This is a genomic window from Sphingomonas sp. DC1600-2 (assembly GCF_049897605.1).
GTDB lineage: Bacteria > Pseudomonadota > Alphaproteobacteria > Sphingomonadales > Sphingomonadaceae > Sphingomonas.
The window spans coordinates 39187-58302 of sequence record NZ_JAFCWO010000005.1 but is presented as its reverse complement, the minus strand read 5'-3'; the positions used below and the strand labels follow the sequence as shown (position 1 = coordinate 58302).

General features: G+C 66.9%; 20 protein-coding genes. 16 read left to right on the top strand and 4 right to left on the bottom strand.

Annotated features, from left to right (window positions below; genetic code table 11):
- Positions 1-129 precede the first annotated feature (129 nt).
- The 13 genes from ACP7BL_RS11725 (at position 130) to ACP7BL_RS11665 (ending at position 11213) form a co-directional block, all read left to right on the top strand.
- A complete protein-coding gene (locus ACP7BL_RS11725; protein ID WP_340054485.1) occupies positions 130-822 on the top strand; it encodes an endonuclease/exonuclease/phosphatase family protein in 693 nt (230 codons plus the stop codon).
- Positions 822-3116, top strand: coding sequence for a patatin-like protein (locus tag ACP7BL_RS11720; RefSeq protein ID WP_426258398.1), 2295 nt, complete (start codon positions 822-824; stop codon positions 3114-3116). Before ACP7BL_RS11725 ends, ACP7BL_RS11720 begins: the two co-directional genes overlap by 1 nt.
- 170 nt (positions 3117-3286) lie before the next feature.
- Positions 3287-3610 (top strand): hypothetical protein, encoded by a 324-nt coding sequence (locus ACP7BL_RS11715; RefSeq protein WP_341203665.1) that lies wholly within the window; start codon positions 3287-3289, stop codon positions 3608-3610.
- Positions 3607-4281 (top strand): orotidine-5'-phosphate decarboxylase, encoded by a 675-nt coding sequence (pyrF, locus tag ACP7BL_RS11710; RefSeq protein ID WP_426258397.1) that lies wholly within the window; start codon positions 3607-3609, stop codon positions 4279-4281. The genes ACP7BL_RS11715 and pyrF overlap by 4 nt, the downstream gene beginning before the upstream one ends.
- A 43-nt stretch (positions 4282-4324) precedes the next feature.
- The gene (locus ACP7BL_RS11705; protein WP_405052985.1) at positions 4325-4960 is read left to right on the top strand and encodes a phosphoribosylanthranilate isomerase; all 636 of its coding nucleotides are present in this window, start codon (positions 4325-4327) and stop codon (positions 4958-4960) included.
- Between the two features lie 150 nt (positions 4961-5110).
- The gene (trpB, locus tag ACP7BL_RS11700; protein WP_426258396.1) at positions 5111-6340 is read left to right on the top strand and encodes a tryptophan synthase subunit beta; all 1230 of its coding nucleotides are present in this window, start codon (positions 5111-5113) and stop codon (positions 6338-6340) included.
- Positions 6341-6428: 88 nt separating this feature from the next.
- Positions 6429-6779: an endonuclease domain-containing protein gene (locus ACP7BL_RS11695; RefSeq protein ID WP_426258453.1), complete on the top strand. Its 351-nt coding sequence runs from the start codon at positions 6429-6431 to the stop codon at positions 6777-6779.
- Positions 6776-7087, top strand: coding sequence for a cupin domain-containing protein (locus tag ACP7BL_RS11690; protein ID WP_010408264.1), 312 nt, complete (start codon positions 6776-6778; stop codon positions 7085-7087). Before ACP7BL_RS11695 ends, ACP7BL_RS11690 begins: the two co-directional genes overlap by 4 nt.
- The gene (gene trpA / locus ACP7BL_RS11685) at positions 7084-7884 is read left to right on the top strand and encodes a tryptophan synthase subunit alpha (protein WP_426258395.1); all 801 of its coding nucleotides are present in this window, start codon (positions 7084-7086) and stop codon (positions 7882-7884) included. Before ACP7BL_RS11690 ends, trpA begins: the two co-directional genes overlap by 4 nt.
- Positions 7881-8741, top strand: a complete 861-nt coding sequence (accD, locus tag ACP7BL_RS11680; protein ID WP_426258394.1) for an acetyl-CoA carboxylase, carboxyltransferase subunit beta — start codon at positions 7881-7883, stop codon at positions 8739-8741. The genes trpA and accD overlap by 4 nt, the downstream gene beginning before the upstream one ends.
- A 178-nt stretch (positions 8742-8919) precedes the next feature.
- The gene (locus ACP7BL_RS11675; RefSeq protein WP_426258393.1) at positions 8920-9336 is read left to right on the top strand and encodes an endonuclease domain-containing protein; all 417 of its coding nucleotides are present in this window, start codon (positions 8920-8922) and stop codon (positions 9334-9336) included.
- On the top strand, positions 9336-10685 hold the full coding sequence (locus ACP7BL_RS11670) for a bifunctional folylpolyglutamate synthase/dihydrofolate synthase (protein ID WP_426258392.1): 1350 nt from the start codon (positions 9336-9338) through the stop codon (positions 10683-10685). The genes ACP7BL_RS11675 and ACP7BL_RS11670 overlap by 1 nt, the downstream gene beginning before the upstream one ends.
- A gap of 69 nt (positions 10686-10754) precedes the next feature.
- Positions 10755-11213 carry a DUF6628 family protein gene (locus ACP7BL_RS11665; protein WP_426258391.1) on the top strand — a complete coding sequence of 153 codons (459 nt, stop codon included), beginning with the start codon at positions 10755-10757 and terminating at the stop codon, positions 11211-11213.
- Here ACP7BL_RS11665 and ACP7BL_RS11660 read toward each other — a convergent pair.
- The 3 genes from ACP7BL_RS11660 to ACP7BL_RS11650 all read right to left on the bottom strand — a co-directional run bounded on the left by ACP7BL_RS11660 (position 11203) and on the right by ACP7BL_RS11650 (position 13845).
- A complete protein-coding gene (locus tag ACP7BL_RS11660) occupies positions 11203-11958 on the bottom strand; it encodes a tetratricopeptide repeat protein (RefSeq protein ID WP_426258390.1) in 756 nt (251 codons plus the stop codon). The genes ACP7BL_RS11665 and ACP7BL_RS11660 overlap by 11 nt on opposite strands.
- A 54-nt stretch (positions 11959-12012) precedes the next feature.
- A complete protein-coding gene (locus ACP7BL_RS11655; RefSeq protein ID WP_426258389.1) occupies positions 12013-13332 on the bottom strand; it encodes an AmpG family muropeptide MFS transporter in 1320 nt (439 codons plus the stop codon).
- A gap of 66 nt (positions 13333-13398) precedes the next feature.
- Complete coding sequence (locus ACP7BL_RS11650) at positions 13399-13845, bottom strand: response regulator (protein WP_426258388.1); 447 nt, start codon at positions 13843-13845, stop codon at positions 13399-13401.
- A 154-nt stretch (positions 13846-13999) separates the two neighbouring features.
- On the opposite strand from ACP7BL_RS11650, the gene ACP7BL_RS11645 reads away from it, so the two are divergent.
- Together ACP7BL_RS11645 and rsmD are read left to right on the top strand one after the other, a co-directional pair.
- Positions 14000-15232: a pseudouridine synthase gene (locus ACP7BL_RS11645; protein ID WP_426258387.1), complete on the top strand. Its 1233-nt coding sequence runs from the start codon at positions 14000-14002 to the stop codon at positions 15230-15232.
- Positions 15232-15780 (top strand): 16S rRNA (guanine(966)-N(2))-methyltransferase RsmD, encoded by a 549-nt coding sequence (gene rsmD / locus ACP7BL_RS11640; RefSeq protein WP_126845323.1) that lies wholly within the window; start codon positions 15232-15234, stop codon positions 15778-15780. The genes ACP7BL_RS11645 and rsmD overlap by 1 nt, the downstream gene beginning before the upstream one ends.
- Positions 15781-15928: 148 nt before the next feature.
- Here rsmD and ACP7BL_RS11635 read toward each other — a convergent pair whose 3' ends face one another.
- Positions 15929-17575 (bottom strand): inorganic phosphate transporter, encoded by a 1647-nt coding sequence (locus tag ACP7BL_RS11635; RefSeq protein WP_426258386.1) that lies wholly within the window; start codon positions 17573-17575, stop codon positions 15929-15931.
- 252 nt (positions 17576-17827) lie between these two features.
- On the opposite strand from ACP7BL_RS11635, the gene ACP7BL_RS11630 reads away from it, so the two are divergent.
- Positions 17828-19093 (top strand): glycosyltransferase, encoded by a 1266-nt coding sequence (locus tag ACP7BL_RS11630; RefSeq protein WP_341203651.1) that lies wholly within the window; start codon positions 17828-17830, stop codon positions 19091-19093.
- Positions 19094-19116 lie beyond the last annotated feature (23 nt).

The following is a 19116-nucleotide window of genomic DNA, read 5'->3' as shown; positions in this document are numbered from 1 at the left end:
CCTTTCCCAATGCGCGCGAAATCCCTAACCGGGGTCGGTGATCGTTGCTAACGACCCCGGTTTTGTCACCGTGACCTGTCGCTGCAGGCGGCGGTCGCGTGTGGCCGCTCGATCCGGCGCGCGCGCGCGATGATCAAGGTCGTCAGCTACAACATGCACAAGGGCATCGGGCTGGATCGCCGCCGCGATCCGCGCCGTATTCTGGATGTGCTGCGCGAGATCGATGGCGACGTGATCGCGCTGCAGGAGGCCGACCGCCGCTTCGGCACCAAAGCGCAAGTGATCCCGCACGCCCTGATCGAGGATCATTCCGCGTGGCACGCCGTTTCCTTCGGGCATGAGGGTGCGAGCATGGGATGGCACGGCAATGCGATGCTGGTGCGCAAAGGGAGCGCAGTGCGCGCGGCCACGTCGCTGCATTTGCCCGCGCTCGAACCGCGCGGCGCGATCCGGGCGGATGTTGCGATCGACACCGGCACGATCCGCGTGCTCGGGATGCACCTCGATCTGTCTGGCCTGTGGCGCAGGCGGCAGGCGCGCGCGATCCTCGCCCACATCGACGCCTGCCCCGCCCCGCTGCCGACGGTGCTGATGGGCGACCTCAACGAATGGACCGCGCGCGGCGGCTGCCTGCACGATTTCGGACACGACTATCCGAGCGTACCGACCGGCCCGAGCTTCCACGCGCGCCGCCCGGTCGGGCGGCTCGACCGGATCATGACGCGCGGCTTTCGCGTGCTTGGCTGCGGCGTGCATGACAGCGCGCTGGCGCGGCGCGCGTCGGACCATTTGCCGATCTGGGCGATACTGGAGCCGCTGTAATGCGCGAAAAGGAACTCCGCCTCGCGCTCGTCTGCTATGGTGGCATCAGCCTGGCGGTGTACATGCACGGCATCACGAAGGAGATCTGGCGGCTGGCGCGCGCCAGCCACGGTTTCCACGCCGGAACCCCGCCCGTCGGCGGCAGCGAGGGCGTGTATCGCACGCTGCTTGAGGAAATCGAGGCCGAGACCGGGCTGCGGCTGCGCGTGCTGGTCGACATCATCGCCGGGGCCAGCGCGGGCGGCATCAACGGCGTGTTCCTGGCACAGGCGATCAGCGCCGGGCAGAGCCTGGAGCCGCTGACCGATTTGTGGCTCGATTCCGCCGATATCGAGGCGCTGGTCGATGAAAAGCAGGCCCCGGCCCACCCGATGACCAAGATCTGGGCGCTGCCGCTGGCGTGGATGGCGGCACGGCGCAGCACCGATGGCATCGACGCCACGGTCGAGCCCGCTGCCCGCGACGAAGTCCGCGCGAAACTGTCGCATTTCGTGCGCTCGCGCTGGTTCGAGCCACCGTTCGGCGGAGAACGCTTCACCGGGCTGATCCTCGATGCGCTCGACGCGATGGCCGCCGCACCGCGCGAACCGCGGCTGCTGCCCGATGGCCAACCGCTCGACCTGTTCGTCACCGTCACCGATTTTCGCGGTCACCCCGAACGGCTGCGGCTCAACTCGCCGCCCGAAGTGCTCGAGACCGAACACCGCGTGGTCGTGCCCTTCACCGACCACGGCATGGCCTCCGAAACGCTGGCACACCCCGCCGAACTCGCCTTCGCCGCGCGCGCCACTTCCAGCTTTCCGGGGGCCTTCCCGCCCTTCATGGTCGGCGAGCTCGACCGCGTGCTGGAGGCGCGCAAGGTGCCGTGGATCAACCGCGCCACCTTCCTCACCCGCATTCTGCCGCGCCAGGCCGCCGCCAATGCCGCCGATAATGCGGTGCTGATCGATGGCTCCGTGCTCAACAACGCGCCGTTTCGCCCGGCGATCGAGGCACTGCGCGAGCGTCCGGCGCGGCGGCAGGTGGACCGGCGCTTCGTCTATATCGATCCGCATCCACGCGGCGGTTTCGGCTTCGGCGCGACCAAGGCGGGTGCCCCCGGCTTTTTCCAGACGATCATCGGCGCGATTTCGGAGCTGCCGCGCCAACAGCCGATTCGCGACAATCTCGAGGAAATCGCCGAACGCTCAGGGAGGATCGAGCGGATGCGCGCGATCATCTCGGCGATCCGGCCCGAGGTGGAAAAGCAGGTCGAGGCGCTGTTCGGCTACACGCTGTTCCTCGATTCGCCGACGCCCGCGCGGCTCGCGGCATGGCGTCAGCGCGCGCAAACTGCGGCGGCCAAAAGCGCGGGCTATGGTTATGCCGCTTATGGCCACCTCAAGATCAACGGCGTGGTCGAGACGATTACCGATCTGCTGCATCACGCGGGCGGCGAGCCCGGCCCGCAGCGCTGGCGCGGCATTCGTCGCCACATTGCCGATGCGGTCAGCGCACGCGGTTTCGACGACATGCAGCCGAGCTTTTCGGGCGGGGCGAGCGCGACCACGATCGGCTTCCTGCGCACCTTCGATCTTGGTTTTCGCCTGCGTCGGCTGCGCCTGCTCGCGCGACGCATCACCGATCTCGAAGGCGACCAACCCGACGCCGAGCTCGATCCGATCCGCGAGGCGATCTATATGAGCCTGGCCGACTATCTCGAGTGCAAGCGCACCGAACGCTATCTCGCATTGGGCAAGGACGTGCGGCTGCTGCGCGGCAATGCCGGGCCGTTGCTCGACAAGCTCGGCGCGGCGATGGACCTGACCGCGCTCGACCTGCGCACCGAGGAACGCCTTGCCGCAGCTTTTTCCGGGCTCGGCCGCGAGATCAAGCGGCCGATCCTGCTGAGCTATCTTGGCTTCCCCTATTTCGACGTCGCCACGCTGCCGCTGCTGCAAGGCGAAGGCCTCGACGAGTTCGACCCGATCAAGGTCGATCGCATTTGCCCGGACGATGCCACCGGCATTCGCAGCGGTGGTGCGGAGGCGACGCTGAAGGGCATCCAGCTCAACAGTTTTGGCGCATTCTTCAGCCGCGCGTATCGCGAGAATGATTATCTGTGGGGGCGTCTGCACGGTGCGGAACGCCTGATCGACATCGTGCTGTCCGCGCTCGACCCCGCCCGCACGCTCAAACCCGGCCGCACCGCCGCGATCAAGCGCGCACTGTTCCTCGCCATCCTCGACGAGGAGGAACCCAAACTGACCGCCGTCCCCGGCCTGTTCGAAACGCTGCGCCGCGAAATCGGGTAGCAGTTTATTTTCTCCTCTCCCTGGAAGGGAGGGGTTGGGGGTGGGTTGGCCCGTAAATTGAGCGCGCCCCCTGCCACAGCCGACCCACCCCCGCCCCCTCCCTTCCAGGGAGGGGAGGAACGGCACCAAGCAGGCTGGCAATCGTGACGCGATCGCACTAACCTCGCGCCATGCAATTTCTGAAAATCCTCTTCTGGTGCCTCATCGCCTTCATCGCGGCGATCTTCACGCTGGAAAACTGGACCAGCGTCACCGTCCAATTGTGGGGCGGGGTCGAGGTGCTGATCAACTTGCCGCTGCTGCTGTTGCTGACCTTTCTCGCCGGGCTGTTGCCGACCCTGGCATGGCATTCGACACTGCGCTGGCGCTTGCGCAACCGGCTCGCCACCGCCGAGCGCACGCTGGCCGACCTGCGCGCCGCGATGGCCCCGCCGCCCGCCCCGGTGCAAGCGCCCGACCTTGTCGCGGCCCCGACATCGGAGCACGCGGCATGAGCAACCGTCTGTTCGTCGCGCTCGACACGCCCCAGCTGGACAAGGCGCGCGCGCTGGCGAGCAAGGTCCGCCATCATGTCGGCGGCATCAAGCTCGGCCTCGAATTCTTCATGGCCAATGGGCGCAGCGGCGTGCGCGACATGGCAGAACTCGGCCTGCCGATCTTCCTCGACCTCAAGCTGCACGACATTCCCAACACCGTCGCCAAGGCGATCATGGCGCTGCGCGGGCTCGACCCGGCGATCCTGACCGTCCACGCCGCCGGGGGCCGCGCGATGCTGGAGGATGCCAAGGCCGCCGCCCCGCTCGGCACCAAGGTGGTCGCGGTGACGACGCTGACCAGCCTCGACGGGGCCGATTTGAAATCGATCGGCTGTTCGGGCGACCCGCACGAACAAGTGCTGCGGATGACCGAATTGGCGCGCGATGCGGGCGTCGATGGCGTGGTCTGCTCGGGCGAGGAAGTCGCCGCCGCGCACAAGCTGTGGCCCAAGGGCTTCTTCGTCGTCCCCGGCGTGCGCCCGGCGGGCGGTGTCGTCGGCGACCAGAAGCGCGTCGTCACCCCCCGCGCGGCGGTGAATGCCGGTGCGTCGATCCTGGTGATCGGTCGCCCGATCACCCAGGCCGAAGACCCCGACCTTGCCGCACGCGAGATTGCCGGGACACTCTGAGCACGCCCGCCTCGCGACACCGCCGGGGCACCTAGGACGCATAATGACCACTGCCAAGATTTGCGGGCTATCGACGCCCGAGACGCTCGACGCGGCGATTGCCGGTGGGGCGAGCCATGTCGGCTTTGTGTTCTTCGCGCCCTCCCCGCGCAATCTCTCGCGCGATCGTGCGGCGCAACTGGCCGCGCGGGTGCCCGGCCATGTCGCGCGCGTCGGCGTGATGGTGAACCCCGACGATGCGCTGGTCGAGCAGGCAATCGCCGCCGGACAGCTCGAGGTGCTGCAATTGCACGATACGCCCCCGGCCCGCGCCGCCGCGATCAAGGCGCGGAGCGGCCTGCAGATCTGGGCGGCGGTGGCGGTGCGCACCCGCGCCGATCTGGCGCTGGCCGAGACCTTTGGCGGTGTCGCCGATCGCATCCTGTACGACGCCAAGACCCCGCCCGGCGCGGCGCTGCCCGGCGGCATGGGCGTGCGGTTCGACTGGCATTTGCTCGACGGCTTCCGCCATCCGCTGCCCTGGGCGCTGTCGGGCGGGCTCGATCCGCAGAACGTCGCCGAGGCGGTGGCGGTGACCAAGGCGACCTTGGTCGACGTGTCGTCGGGCGTGGAAAGCGCACCGGGCATCAAGGAGACGACCAAGATCCGCGCGTTTCTGGAGGTCGTGCGCGACCTCTGATCGCAGCGTCACCCCGGGCGTGTCCCGGGGTCCACCGAGATCCAAGACCTCTACCGGCAGAAGGCGCTGCCCGGTGGATGCCGGGACAAGCCCGGCATGACGGTGGCGGGAGTCGCTCGACACACCCGCCCGAGATGCTAAACGCACCCCATGACCGCCCACAACTCCTTCCGCACCCAGCCCGACGAGCGCGGGCATTTCGGCGAATTCGGCGGCCGCTATGTCGCCGAGACGCTGATGCCGCTCGTGCTGGAACTCGACACCGCCTATCGCGCGGCCAAGGCCGACCCGGCTTTCAAGGCGCAGTTCGATGATCTGCTCGAACATTATGTCGGCCGCCCCAGCCCGCTTTATTATGCCGAGCGGCTGACCGAGGCGCTGCGCGAAGGCGCGCCCGAGGGCAAAGGTGCGCAAGTGTGGTTCAAGCGCGACGAGCTCAACCATACCGGCGCGCACAAGATCAACAATTGCATCGGGCAGATCCTGCTCGCGATACGCATGGGCAAGACGCGCATCATCGCCGAGACGGGCGCGGGCCAGCACGGCGTCGCCACCGCGACCGTCTGCGCGCGCTTCGGGCTGCCGTGCGTGATCTATATGGGCGCCAAGGATATTGAGCGGCAGGCACCCAACGTGTTCCGCATGAAGCTGCTGGGGGCCGAAGTGCGCCCGGTGACGAGCGGATCGCATTCGCTGAAGGATGCGATGAACGAGGGGATGCGCGACTGGGTCGCCAACGTCCACGACACGTTCTACATCATCGGCACGGCGGCAGGCCCACACCCCTACCCCGAAATGGTCCGCGATTTCCAAAGCGTGATCGGCATCGAGGCGCGCGCGCAGATGCTCAGCCGCATCAACCGCCTGCCCGATTTGCTGGTCGCGGCAATCGGCGGCGGATCGAATGCGATCGGGCTGTTCCACCCGTTCCTCGACGATGGCGATGTGATGATGCTGGGCGTCGAAGCCGCCGGGCGCGGGCTCGACAAGGAACATGCCGCCAGCCTCGCCGGTGGCGCGCCGGGCATCCTCCACGGCAACAAGACCTATTTGCTGCAGGACGAAGACGGCCAAATCACCGAGGCGCATTCGATCTCGGCCGGGCTCGATTATCCGGGCATCGGCCCCGAACATAGCTGGCTGCACTCGATCGGCCGGGTGGAATATACCGCGATCACCGATACCGAGGCGCTGGATGCGTTCCAGTTACTGTGCCGGACCGAGGGCATCATCCCCGCTTTGGAGCCATCCCACGCCATCGCCGCAGTCGCCAAGCGCGCGCGCGAAATGGATAGCGACCAGATCATCCTCGCGAATTTGTGCGGGCGTGGCGACAAGGACATCTTCACCGTCGCCGAGGCGCTGGGGGTGAAGATATGAGCGCAAAAGCCCTCTCCCCTTCAGGGGAGAGGGTTGGGAGAGGGGAAGTCAGGTGCGCGACGCCAGACTGACCGCCTTCGCCAAAGCGATGCGCAAAGAGCCCTCCGAACCAGAGCAACGCCTCTGGCTCGCGCTACGGGCCAAGCGCTTCGAAAACGTCAAATTCCGTCGTCAAAAGGTCATTGGCCGCTATATCGCGGACTTCGCGGCACGCGACCCGATGCTGGTGATAGAACTGGACGGCGACACCCACGCCGGACAAGAAGGCTATGATGAAGCCCGAACGCATTTTCTCCAAGAACAAGGCTATCGCGTGATCCGATTCTCGAACATCGACGTCATGACCAACCTTGAGGGTGTGTTGCTGACGATTGTGAGCGCCGTCGCCACTTCCCCTCTCCCAACCCTCTCCCCTGAAGGGGAGAGGGCTAAGCAATGAAACCCTTTTCCGCAAAGGCCTTCACCGCCGATCGCGCCTGGGGCAGCAGCTTGCTGGGCGATTTCGGCGACGTGGCAGTCCGTCTACACTGGACCGACCAGCCCTATCGCTGGCACCGCAATACCGGCCGTGAAGTGTTCGCCGTGCTCGAAGGCGTGGTCGACATGCATTATCGCGAAGATGGCGTGGAGCAGGTCGTTCGGCTTCATGCCGGGGACGGCGTCTCGGTCGAAGATGGCGACGAACATGTCGCGCACCCGGTTGGGCCCGCGCGAATTCTGGTAGTAGAGCGCAAGGACTCAGAATGACCCGCCTCGCCGATGCCTTCACCAAAGGCCACCCCGCGCTCGTAGCCTTCGTCACCGCGGGCGACCCCACCCCGGACGCCACCCCCGCCATCCTCAACGCCCTTGTCGAAGGCGGAGCGGACGTGATCGAGCTGGGCATGCCGTTCACCGATCCAATGGCCGATGGCCCCGCGATCCAGGCCGCCAATATCCGCAGTCTGGCGGCGGGCACGCGCACTGCCGACATCCTCGCCATCGCCAAGAGTTTCCGCGCGCGCCACCCGCACGTGCCGCTGGTGCTGATGGGCTATGCCAACCCGATGACGATCCGCGGCGGCACATGGTTCGCCGAGGCCGCGTGCGATGCCGGGGTCGATGGCGTGATTTGCGTCGACATCCCGCCCGAGGAAGACCCCGAACTCGGCCCGGCGCTGCGCGCGGTCGGCATCGACCAGATCCGCCTCGCCACGCCGACCACCGATGCCACCCGCCTGCCGACCGTGCTGGAGGGGGCGAGCGGCTTCCTCTATTACGTGTCGGTCGCCGGCATCACCGGGCTGCAACAGGCCGCGCAGACTTCGATCGACGCGGCGGTCACGCGGCTGAAGGCGCATACCGATCTGCCGGTCGTGGTCGGCTTCGGCGTGCGCACCCCCGAACAAGCCGCCGCAATCGCGCGCGTGGCGGACGGCGTGGTGGTCGGATCGGCGATCGTCGATCTGGTCGGCCAGCACGGCGCCGCTGCACCCGATGCGGTGCGCACCTATATTCAATCCCTGTCGCAGGCGATTCACGCCGCCCGGAAGGAACTCGCATGAGCTGGCTTACCAGCGTGCGCAATGCGCTCGCTTATGTTGTCCCCGTCAAGAAGGACACGCCCGACAACCTTTGGCACAAGTGCAAGGGCTGCGGGACGATGACCTTCGTCAAGGAGCTGGAGGACAATCTCTACGTCTGCCCGCATTGCGACCATCATGATCGCATCGGGCCGTTGCTGCGCTTCCAATATGTGTTCGACGCGGGCAGCTACAGCATCGTGCCGCTGGCCAAGGTGCCCGACGATCCGCTGAAGTTCCGCGATACCAAGCGCTATGTCGATCGCATCAAGGCGGCGCGTGCTGCCACCTCGGAAGGCGACGCGCTGATCACCGCGCGCGGCACGATCGAGGGGCATAAGGCCGTGATCGGCGTGCAGGACTTCGCCTTCATGGGCGGGTCGATGGGCATGGCGGTCGGCGAAGCGTTCGTGCGCGGCGTCGAGACCGCAATTGCCGACAACTGCCCCTACATCATCTTCACCGCCGCCGGGGGCGCACGCATGCAGGAGGGCATTCTCAGCCTGATGCAAATGCCGCGCGCGACCGTGGCGATCGCCATGCTGCATGATGCCGGCCTGCCCTATATCGTCGTGCTGACCGACCCGACCACGGGCGGCGTGACGGCGAGCTATGCGATGCTTGGCGACGTGCAGATTGCCGAGCCCGGCGCGCTGATCGGTTTCGCCGGACAGCGCGTGATCGAACAGACCATCCGCGAAAAGCTGCCGGACGGGTTCCAGCGCGCCGAATATCTGCTGGAACACGGCATGATCGACATGGTGAAGCACCGCCGCGACCTGCGCGCGACGCTGGCGAGCCTGATCGACTATCTCTGCGGCGCGAAGCAGGCGGCGTAATCCATCTCCCTCTCCCCGCTTGCGGGGAGAGGGCAAGCGAGGCGAAGCCGAAGCGCGGGAGAGGGGCCATCAAACTCCCCTCCCGCTTGCGGGAGGGGCGCCATCAAACTCCCCTCCCGCTTGCGGGAGGGGCGCCATCAAACTCCCCTCCCGCTTGCGGGAGGGGTTGGGGGAGGGAATGGAGCAACGGACCAAAGCCCGTGCGCTACGCGGCAATGCCACCGCAGCCGAGGTCCGCTTGTGGCGCGCGATCAGTGCGCGCAAGGTGGACGGTGTCCGTTTCAACCGCCAAGTCCCGATCGGCCCGTTCATCTGCGATTTCGTCGCGCGCAGCCTCAAGCTCATCATCGAAGTCGATGGGGACACCCATGGCGACAGGCGCGAGCAGGACGAAGAGCGTACACGCTATCTCCAATCCGAAGGGTATCAGGTCATTCGCTTCTGGAACAACGACGTGCTGGGGAACCTTGATGGGGTCGTGGCCGAGATCGCGCGGGTGGTGACCTTGCTGGGTACTCCCAACCCCTCCCCCAACCCCTCCCGCAAGCGGGAGGGGAGCTTTGGGCACTCCTTCAAGCGCGAGGGGAGTTTCTGATGGCTGACCACGCCACCTCCACTAACGCCGCCGTGCAGGCACAGCTCGACCGCTTATGGTCGCTTTCACCCGGTGCCGATATTCTCGGGCTGGAGCGCATCACCGTATTGCTCGACCGGCTCGGCAATCCGCAGGACCGGCTGCCACCGACGATCCATGTCGCGGGCACCAACGGCAAGGGTTCGACTTGCGCCTTTCTGCGCAGCGCGATCGAGGCGGCGGGGCTTACCGCGCACGTTTATACCAGCCCGCATCTCGTGCGCTTCAACGAGCGCATTCGCCTCGCCGGGCGGTTGATCGAGGATGAGGCGCTGGCGGCGCTCCTGGAAGACGTTCTCGACGCCGCCGATGAGGGGGCCGAGGGCATCGGCGCGAGCTTCTTCGAGGTCACCACCGCCGCCGCTTTCCTAGCCTTCAGCCGGACGCCCGCGGATGCGTGCATCATCGAGGTCGGGCTTGGCGGGCGGTTGGACGCGACCAACGTGCTCGCGCGCCCGATCGCCACCGGGATCGCGCAGCTCGGCATCGATCATCAGAGCTTTCTTGGGGATACGGCGGAAGCGATTGCGGGGGAGAAGGCCGGGATCGCCAAAGCCGGTGTTCCGCTCATCACGATGCGCTATCCCGAAGCGGTCACGCAGCGCGTCGCAGCGGTCGCGCAGGCGGCGGGCGCGACGGTCCTGCCCACAGGCACCGATTGGCGCTTCACGGTCGATGGCGATCGCCTGATCTATACCGATACGGCGGGCCAGATCGAAACCCCGCTGCCGACGCTCGCCGGGCCGCACCAGCCCGAAAACCTGTCGCTCGCCATCGCCTTGCTGCGCCACCAGAGCGCTCTCCCGATCCCGCCCGAAGCCTATACCGCCGCTGCGCGCCACACGCGCTGGCCCGCGCGGATGCAGCGACTGCACGCCGGGCCGCTGACCGCCCTGCTCCCGCCCGGCAGCCAGCTTTGGCTCGATGGCGGGCACAACCCCGCCGCCGCCGCCGCCATCTCCGCCACGCTCGATGCGATCGCGCATCCCGGCGTCGGGCGCAGCGAAGTGCATCTGGTGCTGGGGATGCTCGCCAATAAGGATCCGCTCGGCCTGCTCGCGCCCTTTGCGCGCGTCGCCACCACGCTTCATGCCGTGCCGGTGCCGAGCCATGAGCATCACGCGCCCACAGCACTCGCCGCGATCGCGCACGACCTTGGGCTCGCCGCGCATACCGCCTCCGATGTCGCCAGCGCCCTCCTAGACATCACCGAGATTGCCGACCCGGCCGAGCCGCCGATCGTGCTGATTCTCGGCTCGCTCTACCTCGCCGGTGAAGTGCTCTCGGCGAACGACGAAGCGCCCGACTGACCCTTCTTTATTGCGATTGACTTGCAATAGCGAATCTCGGAAGATGCTCCTCTGCAACGGAGCATCGCCATGACCATCGCCCCCATCCCGTCTTCCGCGCCGACGTCACCCTCGCGTTATTCGGCCAGTCTGCCCAACGCGATGCCCGACAATCCCAATAGCCGCCTGTTGTTGTTCGCCTTCCGCCGCATGGGCGCGCACGGCCTCAACGATGCCCACGCCGCGCACGCGCTGTTCCAGGCGCTCGGGCAGGATTTTCGTCGCCCCCTGCTGTTCCTGCGGACGATGATGGCCGATCTTGCGCACAGCGCGGCGTGCCCGATCACGATCGCGCCATGTTGCTGCATGCGGATGACCGCGTCGGAGGCGACGATCCTAAAGATCATCGAACGCGTGGAGACCGCCCCCGATCGCGCCCGCCTGTTGCTCGGCGATCTAATCGGCCTGCGCCGCCCCGATGGCGTGCTCGCCAGCATCACCGCCGTTGCGCAGGCGTTCGCCGATGCCGGGCGGCCGCTTACGCCTTGACCGCGCGCAACTCGCCCAGCCGCGCCATCGCCCAGCGGTACATTTCCGCCTCGGCAGCGCGTTGCTGGCGGTCGAGCAGCTTCATCCGCGCCTCGACCTCTTCCAGCACCTCGCGCGCCTTCTTGTCCCAGCCCTGTTCGAGCAGCAGCGCGGCATAGCGACAGCGCCCTTCCTCGCCCGGCAGGCGTGTGACGAGATCGGCATAGAGCTCGAGCGCCTCGTCCTTGCGCCCCAGCGCATCGAGAATGCGCGCGCGGAGCAGGCCGATCCGGTCGCGGTCGCTCTGTGCCGAGGCGGGCGGCGCGGCGTCGAGCGTGGCGAGCGCGGCGGCAGGATCGTGCGTCTCGAACTCGGCGCGGGCGCGCTTCTCGGCGCTGCGCGTATCGACCGGCCCGCGCTCGGCCGCCTCGCGATACAGCGGCAACGCCTCGGCATAATTGCCCTGCGCCGCCAGCGCATCGGCGAGCCGCATGCGGTTGGCGACGGTATCCGCCATCGCCAGCGCCCCCCGCGCGGCGCGCACCTCCTTGTCGGGATCAAGCCTCGCCGCCACCGTCGCGCGTGCGGTGCGGACATGGCGGTTGCCCTGGAAGCGCGGATAGACCTCCAGCACGACATAAGCGATCGTGCTGGCGAGCGGCAGGAACACCAGCGCCATGATCCACAATTGATTGCGCCCGTTGCGGATCACATCGATCACGCACAGCACCTGGATGGCGATGGTGAGGAGGTAGAACAGGCTCACGAACGATCTCCTTTGCCGCTCAACCGAATATCGCGCAGGCGGTTCCAGCAAGCATCACCCAGCCGCTTCCCCGGTGCCTTCGGTTTCGCCGATCGAAGCATCGATCAGGCCGGTGCGGCTCATCCACCAGAACAGCAGCACGCCCGGCAACGCGACCACGGTGGTGAGCAGGTAGAAATTCACATAGCCCATCGCATCGATCAGCGCGCCCGCCGTCGTGCCCGTGACCGCGCGCCCGACGATGCTCGCCGCCGCCGAGATCAGCGCATATTGCGAGGCGGTGAAGCGCGCATTGGTCAGCGCCGAGAAATAGGCGACGACGGTCACGCCACCGATCCCGCTCGAGAAATTCTCGAAGCCGATCGCACCGGCCATGCCCAGGTTGGAATGCCCCAGCATCGCGAGGCCCGCAAAGCTGAGATTAGACACCGCCATCAGCACCAGCGAGATCATCACCGACCGCTTCATGCCCAGCCGCGTGTAGAGGATACCGCCGACAAAGATGCCGACCATGAAAGCCAGAAAACCGACCCACACGTCGTAAAAGGCAATCTCATCATTGGTGAATTTGAGCGAATCGAACAGCAAGCGGAAGGTGAGATTGGCGAGCGTGTCGCCAATCTTGTGAATCAGGATGAACAGCAGCACCAGCACTGCGCCCGGCCGCTGAAAGAACTGCACGAACGGCCCCAGGATCGATGCGCCGAGATTAGGCAGGCCGCCAGCGCTGTCCGGCTCGCGGTGCCGCTCCGGCTCGCCGCAGATCAGGCCGGTCAGCATCGCCGGCAAGGCGAAGGCGGCGCACAGCAGATAGGCGTTGGCCCAGCCGAACCGCGCCGCGACCACCAGCGCCACCGCGCCCGCGCCCGCCGAGCCCAGCCGCCAGCCATATTGCGACATGCCCGAACCCACTCCCAGTTGGCGCGGCTCGAGGATTTCGATGCGATAGGCGTCGATCACGATATCGAAGGTCGCCCCCGCTGCACCAACGAGGATGGCAGCGATGGCGGTGGCATAAATGTCGGCTTTGGGGTCGACCAAAGCCAGATTGGTGACCGCCGCGATCACCAGCACGCCCGCCACGATCAGCCACGACACGCGCTGCCCCAGCCGACCGATCAGCGGCAGCTTCACGCCATCGACGATCCACGCCCACAGCCATTTGAGATTGTAGACAAGGAAGGCAAGACTGAACGCGGTGACGGTCGATTTGGTGATGCCGTCCTGCGCCAGCCGCGTCGTCAGCGTCGCGCCGATCATGGCGAACGGGAAGCCCGAGGAAATCCCCAGCGCCAGCGCCGCCAAGGGGCCTTTTTCCAGATACGGCCGGATCCCGTCCCACCAACTCGGGTCACGCCCGCTCACGCCGTCCATTCGTCTTTCGCCCCTTGCGCCGATGTCAGGCGACACTAGCGCCAAAATGCGCCAGCGGAAGCGCGATCACACCGCAGATTTGGGCGCTTCGGTCGCAAACAAGCTCAGCCCGCCCGGCACGCGCCGTGGCTTCCTGCCATCGAGCACCGATTCGATCGCGGCGATCGCGGCGATCAGGTCACGCTGGGCATAGGGCTTGGCGAGGCATCCGGCGGCGACCTCGCGCCCGCCATCGGGGCAGGATCCGGTGACGAACAGCACCGGAATGCCAACGCGGTGTGCGGCGCGCGCCACGTCCACGCCGCTGCCATCGGCCAGGCTGATATCGACCAGCACCAGATCGATTTCGCTCGGCTCGGCGATCACCGCAAGGGCATCGGCAACGCGGTCGACGGTGGCGACGATCTCGAATTCCGCCTCGCGCAGGAAATGCTCGGTATCGAAGGCGACCAATGGCTCGTCCTCGACCAGCAAGAGCCTGGAGATCAACCGCTTTCGTCTGGCGAACAACATCGTTGACTATCCACCCTGTGCCCGCCCCGCGGCGGTGCGTCACGCCCTCGTTACGCACCCGTGCCTGAACGCTCGGCTACGAGATAGGACGCAAAAATTATTTTATGCACGCGCTGCGCCACAAATTGGGTATCAGGGCGCTGTGTCAAGACCAATGCCCCCCAAAGATCGCCCCAAAGAGCAACAGCGGATCGCCAAGCTCCTCGCCCGTGCGGGCGTCGCCTCGCGTCGTGAAGTCGAGCGCATGATCGCCGAAGGGCGCGTCGCGCTCAACGGCGTGGTGCTCGATACGCCCGCGACGATCCTCACCTCGCTCGCCGGTGTCACCGTCGATGGCGACCCCGTCGAGGCGCCCGCCGCCGCGCGGCTGTTCCTCTATCACAAGCCACCCGGCCTGCTCGTCACCGAGCGCGACCCCGCCGGCCGCCCGACCATCTATGATCGCCTGCCCGAGGGGCTGCCGCGACTCGTACCCGTCGGTCGCCTCGATCTCGCGACCGAGGGGCTGCTGCTGCTCACCACCGATGGCGAGTTGAAGCGCCAGCTCGAATTGCCCGCAACCGGCGTCGAACGCGCCTACCGCGCCCGCGCCTACGGCCCGATCACGCAGGAACAGCTCGAAGAGCTGATCCACGGCGTCGAGATCGAAGGCGTTCGCTATGGCGCGATCGACGCCAATCTCGAACGCCGCACCGGCGCCAATGTCTGGATCGAACTGATCCTGACCGAGGGCAAGAATCGCGAAGTGCGCCGCGTGCTCGAATATCTCGGGCTCAAGGTCTCGCGCCTGATCCGCACCCGCTACGGTCCGTTCGTACTGGGCGACCTGCCCGTAGGCGAAATCGGCGAAATCAAGCAGCATGACGTCGTCGCCTTCCGCAAGGACCCGACGCGCAAGGGCGGCGGCGAAGCGCCCAAGCTGGTCGAGAAGCCCCGCCCTGCCGGGCGCGGGCGCATCAACCCCAATGAGTCCACCGCCCCCACCTCGCTGCCCAAGCCACGCCCGGTGCGCCGCATCACCAAGGCGACCGCCAACCGTGCCGACAAGGAGGCCTTTGCCGAGCCGGTGCGCCAGGCGCAGCCCGGCCGCGATCCGGTGGTGCTGACCAAGGCGACCAAGGTGAAGCGTTTCTACGACGCCAAGCCCAAGGCCGGCACTGCCGCGCCCGTCGCCGACACCCGCCCCAAGCGCGTGTTCAACCCCGAACTCGGCCGCAACGTGCGCGCCAAGCCGCCGCGCGATGCCAAGTCGGCCGAGCGGACCGAACGCCCGGAACGCGCCGAACGCGCCCCCAACAAATCCACCCCGCGCACGCCGGGCAAGGCCATGGCCCGCCCGTCCAAGCCGCGCACCACCAAGATTCATAAGAGCCGGACCAGGAAGTAATGCGAATCATCGCTGGAAAGTGGCGCGGTCGTCCGATCGTCGCGCCGAAGGGTGATGCCACCCGTCCCACCGCAGACCGTGTGCGCGAGGCGTTGTTCTCGATGCTCGCCAGCCGCCTCGGCAGTTTCGAGGATCTGGCGGTGGCCGATCTCTTTGCCGGATCGGGCGCGCTGGGGCTGGAGGCGCTGTCGCGCGGTGCCGCCTCGTGCATCTTCGTCGAACAGGACAAGGCCGCGCTCGACGCGCTGCGCACCAACATCACCAAGCTCGGCGGCGCCAAGGAAATCGGTGCCGATGTCCGCGCGCAATCGGTGCTGGCGCTGGGCCATGCAGTCGCCCCGCTCGACCTGATCGTGATGGACCCGCCTTATGCCAGCGGCGCGGGCGCGGTCGCGCTCGACAAGCTCGCCCGGCTCGGCTGGATCGGCGATGCGACCTGGATCAGCATCGAAACCGCCAAGCCCGAACTGGTCGAAGTGGCAGGCTTTGTGGAAGACGTCAGCCGCGTCCACGGCAAGGCCAGAATCACGCTGCTGCGTCGGGTCTAATCCCCCAATCCCTCTCCCACCGGGAAAGGGAGGGAGGCGCGCAAAGCGCCGGAAGGGTGAGGGTGACGCGCGGATGGCGCATGCCCGATCGCCCTCACCCGTCCGAGCTACGCTCGGCCACCCTCTCCCGCCGGGAGAGGGGCTAAGCTCACATCTTGGTCAGCCCCAGGAACACCCAATACAGCCCGCCAGCCAGCGCCATCGCGGCGGGCAACGTCAACACCCATGCCAGCGCCATCGAACCGATCGTGCGCGGCTGCAAGCCAGCGCCACTCGCAACCGAGGCACCGGCGACGCCCGACGACAGGATGTGCGTGGTCGACACCGGCAAGCCGTAAACTTCGGCCGCCAGGATCGTTCCCGCCGCAACCAGCTCGGCCGATGCGCCCATGCCATAGGTCAGGTGCGACTTGCCGATCTTCTCGCCAACGGTAATGACGATCCGCCGCCAGCCGACCATCGTCCCAAGGCCCAGCGCAAGCGCGACGATCACCTTGACCCACACCGGAATGTAGCGCGTGCCCTTTTCGAGATTGGTCTGATACGCCTTGATCGCCGCCAGCTCTGACGCGCTGAAGATCTTGGCGGAGGCTTCCTTGTCCTTGGTCGCGAGCCGCGCACTATCGAGCACCAGATACATGTCGTTGCGCAGATTGGGCGTCGCGGCGGCGGGGACCTTGTCGAGCGACCCGTAAGCGCCGATCCGATGCCCCAAATCACGCGACAACGCGTCGGCAGCGGCAAAGACTTGCGGCGTATCGGCATGGCGCGCCTGCAATGCCCGCGTCAGAACCGTGCGCGCTGTGTCAAGGTCGGTCGGCGCATCATGCAACCCGGCGTGGGTGGCGAAAGCGGCGGCTGCCGCATTGGCACTCGCCACGAAAGCAGGCGTCTCGCTCTGCGGCATGGTACGGTTGAGCGCATACGCCGTCGGCGCGCAGCCGATCAGGATCAGCATGATCAGCCCCATGCCCTTCTGCCCGTCATTGCCGCCATGCGCGAAGCTGACGGCCGTGCAAGTGAAGATGAGCAGCGCACGAATGCCCTTGGGCGGCGGCGCGGTGCCCTCGGGCTCGCTGTACAGCTTGGGGTTGCGCAGCACGAGTTTCATCACGTGCAGCAAGAGGAAGGCTGCACCGAAACCGATCAGCGGTGCCATCCACAGCCCGGTCAGAACCTTGGTCGCCTGGCTCCAGTCGACGCCCGAAGTGCCGCCGGTCCCGGCCGTCATAAGCTGGTTGGCAAGGCCGACGCCGAGGATCGATCCGATCAGCGCGTGGCTCGATGAATTGGGCAAGCCGACATACCAGGTGCCCAGATTCCACAGCACCGCCGCCAGCAGCAGCGCGAAAATCATCGCAAAGCCGGCATTGCTGCCGACATGGAGGATGAGGTCGACCGGCAGCAGCGTGATGATCGAATAAGCGACCGCTCCGCTCGACAGCATCACGCCCAGGAAGTTGAAAAAACCAGACCATACCACCGCCAGCGCAGCGGGCATCGAATGGGTGTAAATAACCGTTGCCACTGCATTGGCGGTGTCGTGGAAGCCGTTCACGAACTCGAAGCCAAGCGCGATCAAGAGCGCCAGCCCAAGGAAAGCAAAGGTGCCGAGCGCCAGCCCCTCGCCCACCTGAGCGGTGTCGACGATGATGCTGTAGCCGGCATAGCCGACCCCCACCGCCAGCAGCGCCAGGAAAATCCAGCGCCCGGCAGGGTGCAAACGATGATCGAGCCGCGGCCCGTGCGAAGCGTCCGTCGCCGATTCGGGGGACGCTGGGAAAGTGGTAGCCATGCCGTTGAAGGCCTTCGCTCGGTTGTGTTACGGGTTGATGACGTGCGGTGCGGTTGGTGGCCCGATACCCGCCTGAAGTGCCAAAAGCCAGCCCTCAAAGGCAGTTCCTCGGGCCAGGCCGCCGCTCACTGCAGCGGCCCGATTTGCGAAACGGGTGCTGTCGGACGCTGCGTCCGGCGAACGATTTGCACAGTGCGGCCCGCTCGCTTATGCAACGCCTTGGGCGGAAGGCGACCTGGAGGGGCTATCATCATGTTTGACGTCGCCTCGGCACCGGGGGACATCGGCCAGCGCGCGCAACTGCATCTTGCCCGTGGCTCCAGCCGCACAGCGCGAACCCGCGCGCCGTTACGTGTGCTGACCTTTCTGAACAGCTTTGCCCCCGGCGGGGTCGAACGGATCGCCGCGCGGCTGCATGCCGCGTGGACGGCAGCCGGGGTCGATGCGCACATGGTCGTGGCCGATGCCAGCATCGCGCCACCAATCGCCTTGCAGGCCTTATCGCAAATCCATCACCGGCCGCGTGCGCGGGGCATTACGCGCTTCGCGGCGCTGCTGCGCGGCATGCCTGCGATCATCGCGCGCCAGCGCCCTGACGTGCTGTTCTGCGCGGGCAATACCTATACCAGCCTGGCGGTCGCGCTGAAGCTGACGCTTGGCAGCGCCTGTCCGCCGATCGTGGTGAAGATCAGCAACGATCTGGTCCGCGCCGACATGTCACCCCCGCTGCGCTATTTCTATCGTCGCTGGCTTCGCATCCAGGGCCGCCATCTCGACCATTTCGTCGGTATGGCCCCGGCGATGCGCGGCGAAATCGCGCGGTTGATCGGCGTGCCGCAAAACCGCATCAGCGTGATCGCCGACCCCGCGCTGGCCGATGCCGACCTCCGCCGTCTGGCGGCCGCGCGCGACGCCGTGGTGCGTGCGCGACCGGGCCGCCATTATCTCGCGGTCGGCCGCCTTGCTCCGCAGAAGAATTTCGCGCTGCTGCTCGAGGCGTTCGCGCGCATCGCCAAGCCCGACGATACGCTGCGCATCCTCGGGGAAGGCCCGGAACGTCGCGCGCTCGAGGTGCAGGCCGCGCGACTGGGCATTGCCGGGTCCGTCTATATGCCGGGACATGTCGATCCGCTCGACGGCTGGCTGGCCGAGGCCGACGCCTTTGTGCTGTCCTCGGATTATGAAGGCGTCCCCGCCGTGGTGATCGAGGCGCTGGCGGCGGGGCTGCCGATCATCGCGACCGATTGCTGCTGCAGCATGGCCGATCTGCTCGGCCACGGCACGCTCGGCCATCTGGTCCCAACCGGCGATGCTGTAGCGCTGGCCGAGGCGATGATGACGATCCCGCCCGATTCGGCCACCACCGCCGCCGCGCGCCGCACCGCCGCTGCCACCTTCACGATCGAATCGGCCACCGACAAATATCTCGGCCTGATGCGTATGCTCGCCGCCGCTCGCGCCGCCGAAACCGCGATCGATACGCCGCGCAGCGACCCCGTCCCAAGCCGGGCCACGTAAACCCCTTATACGACGCGCTTGCC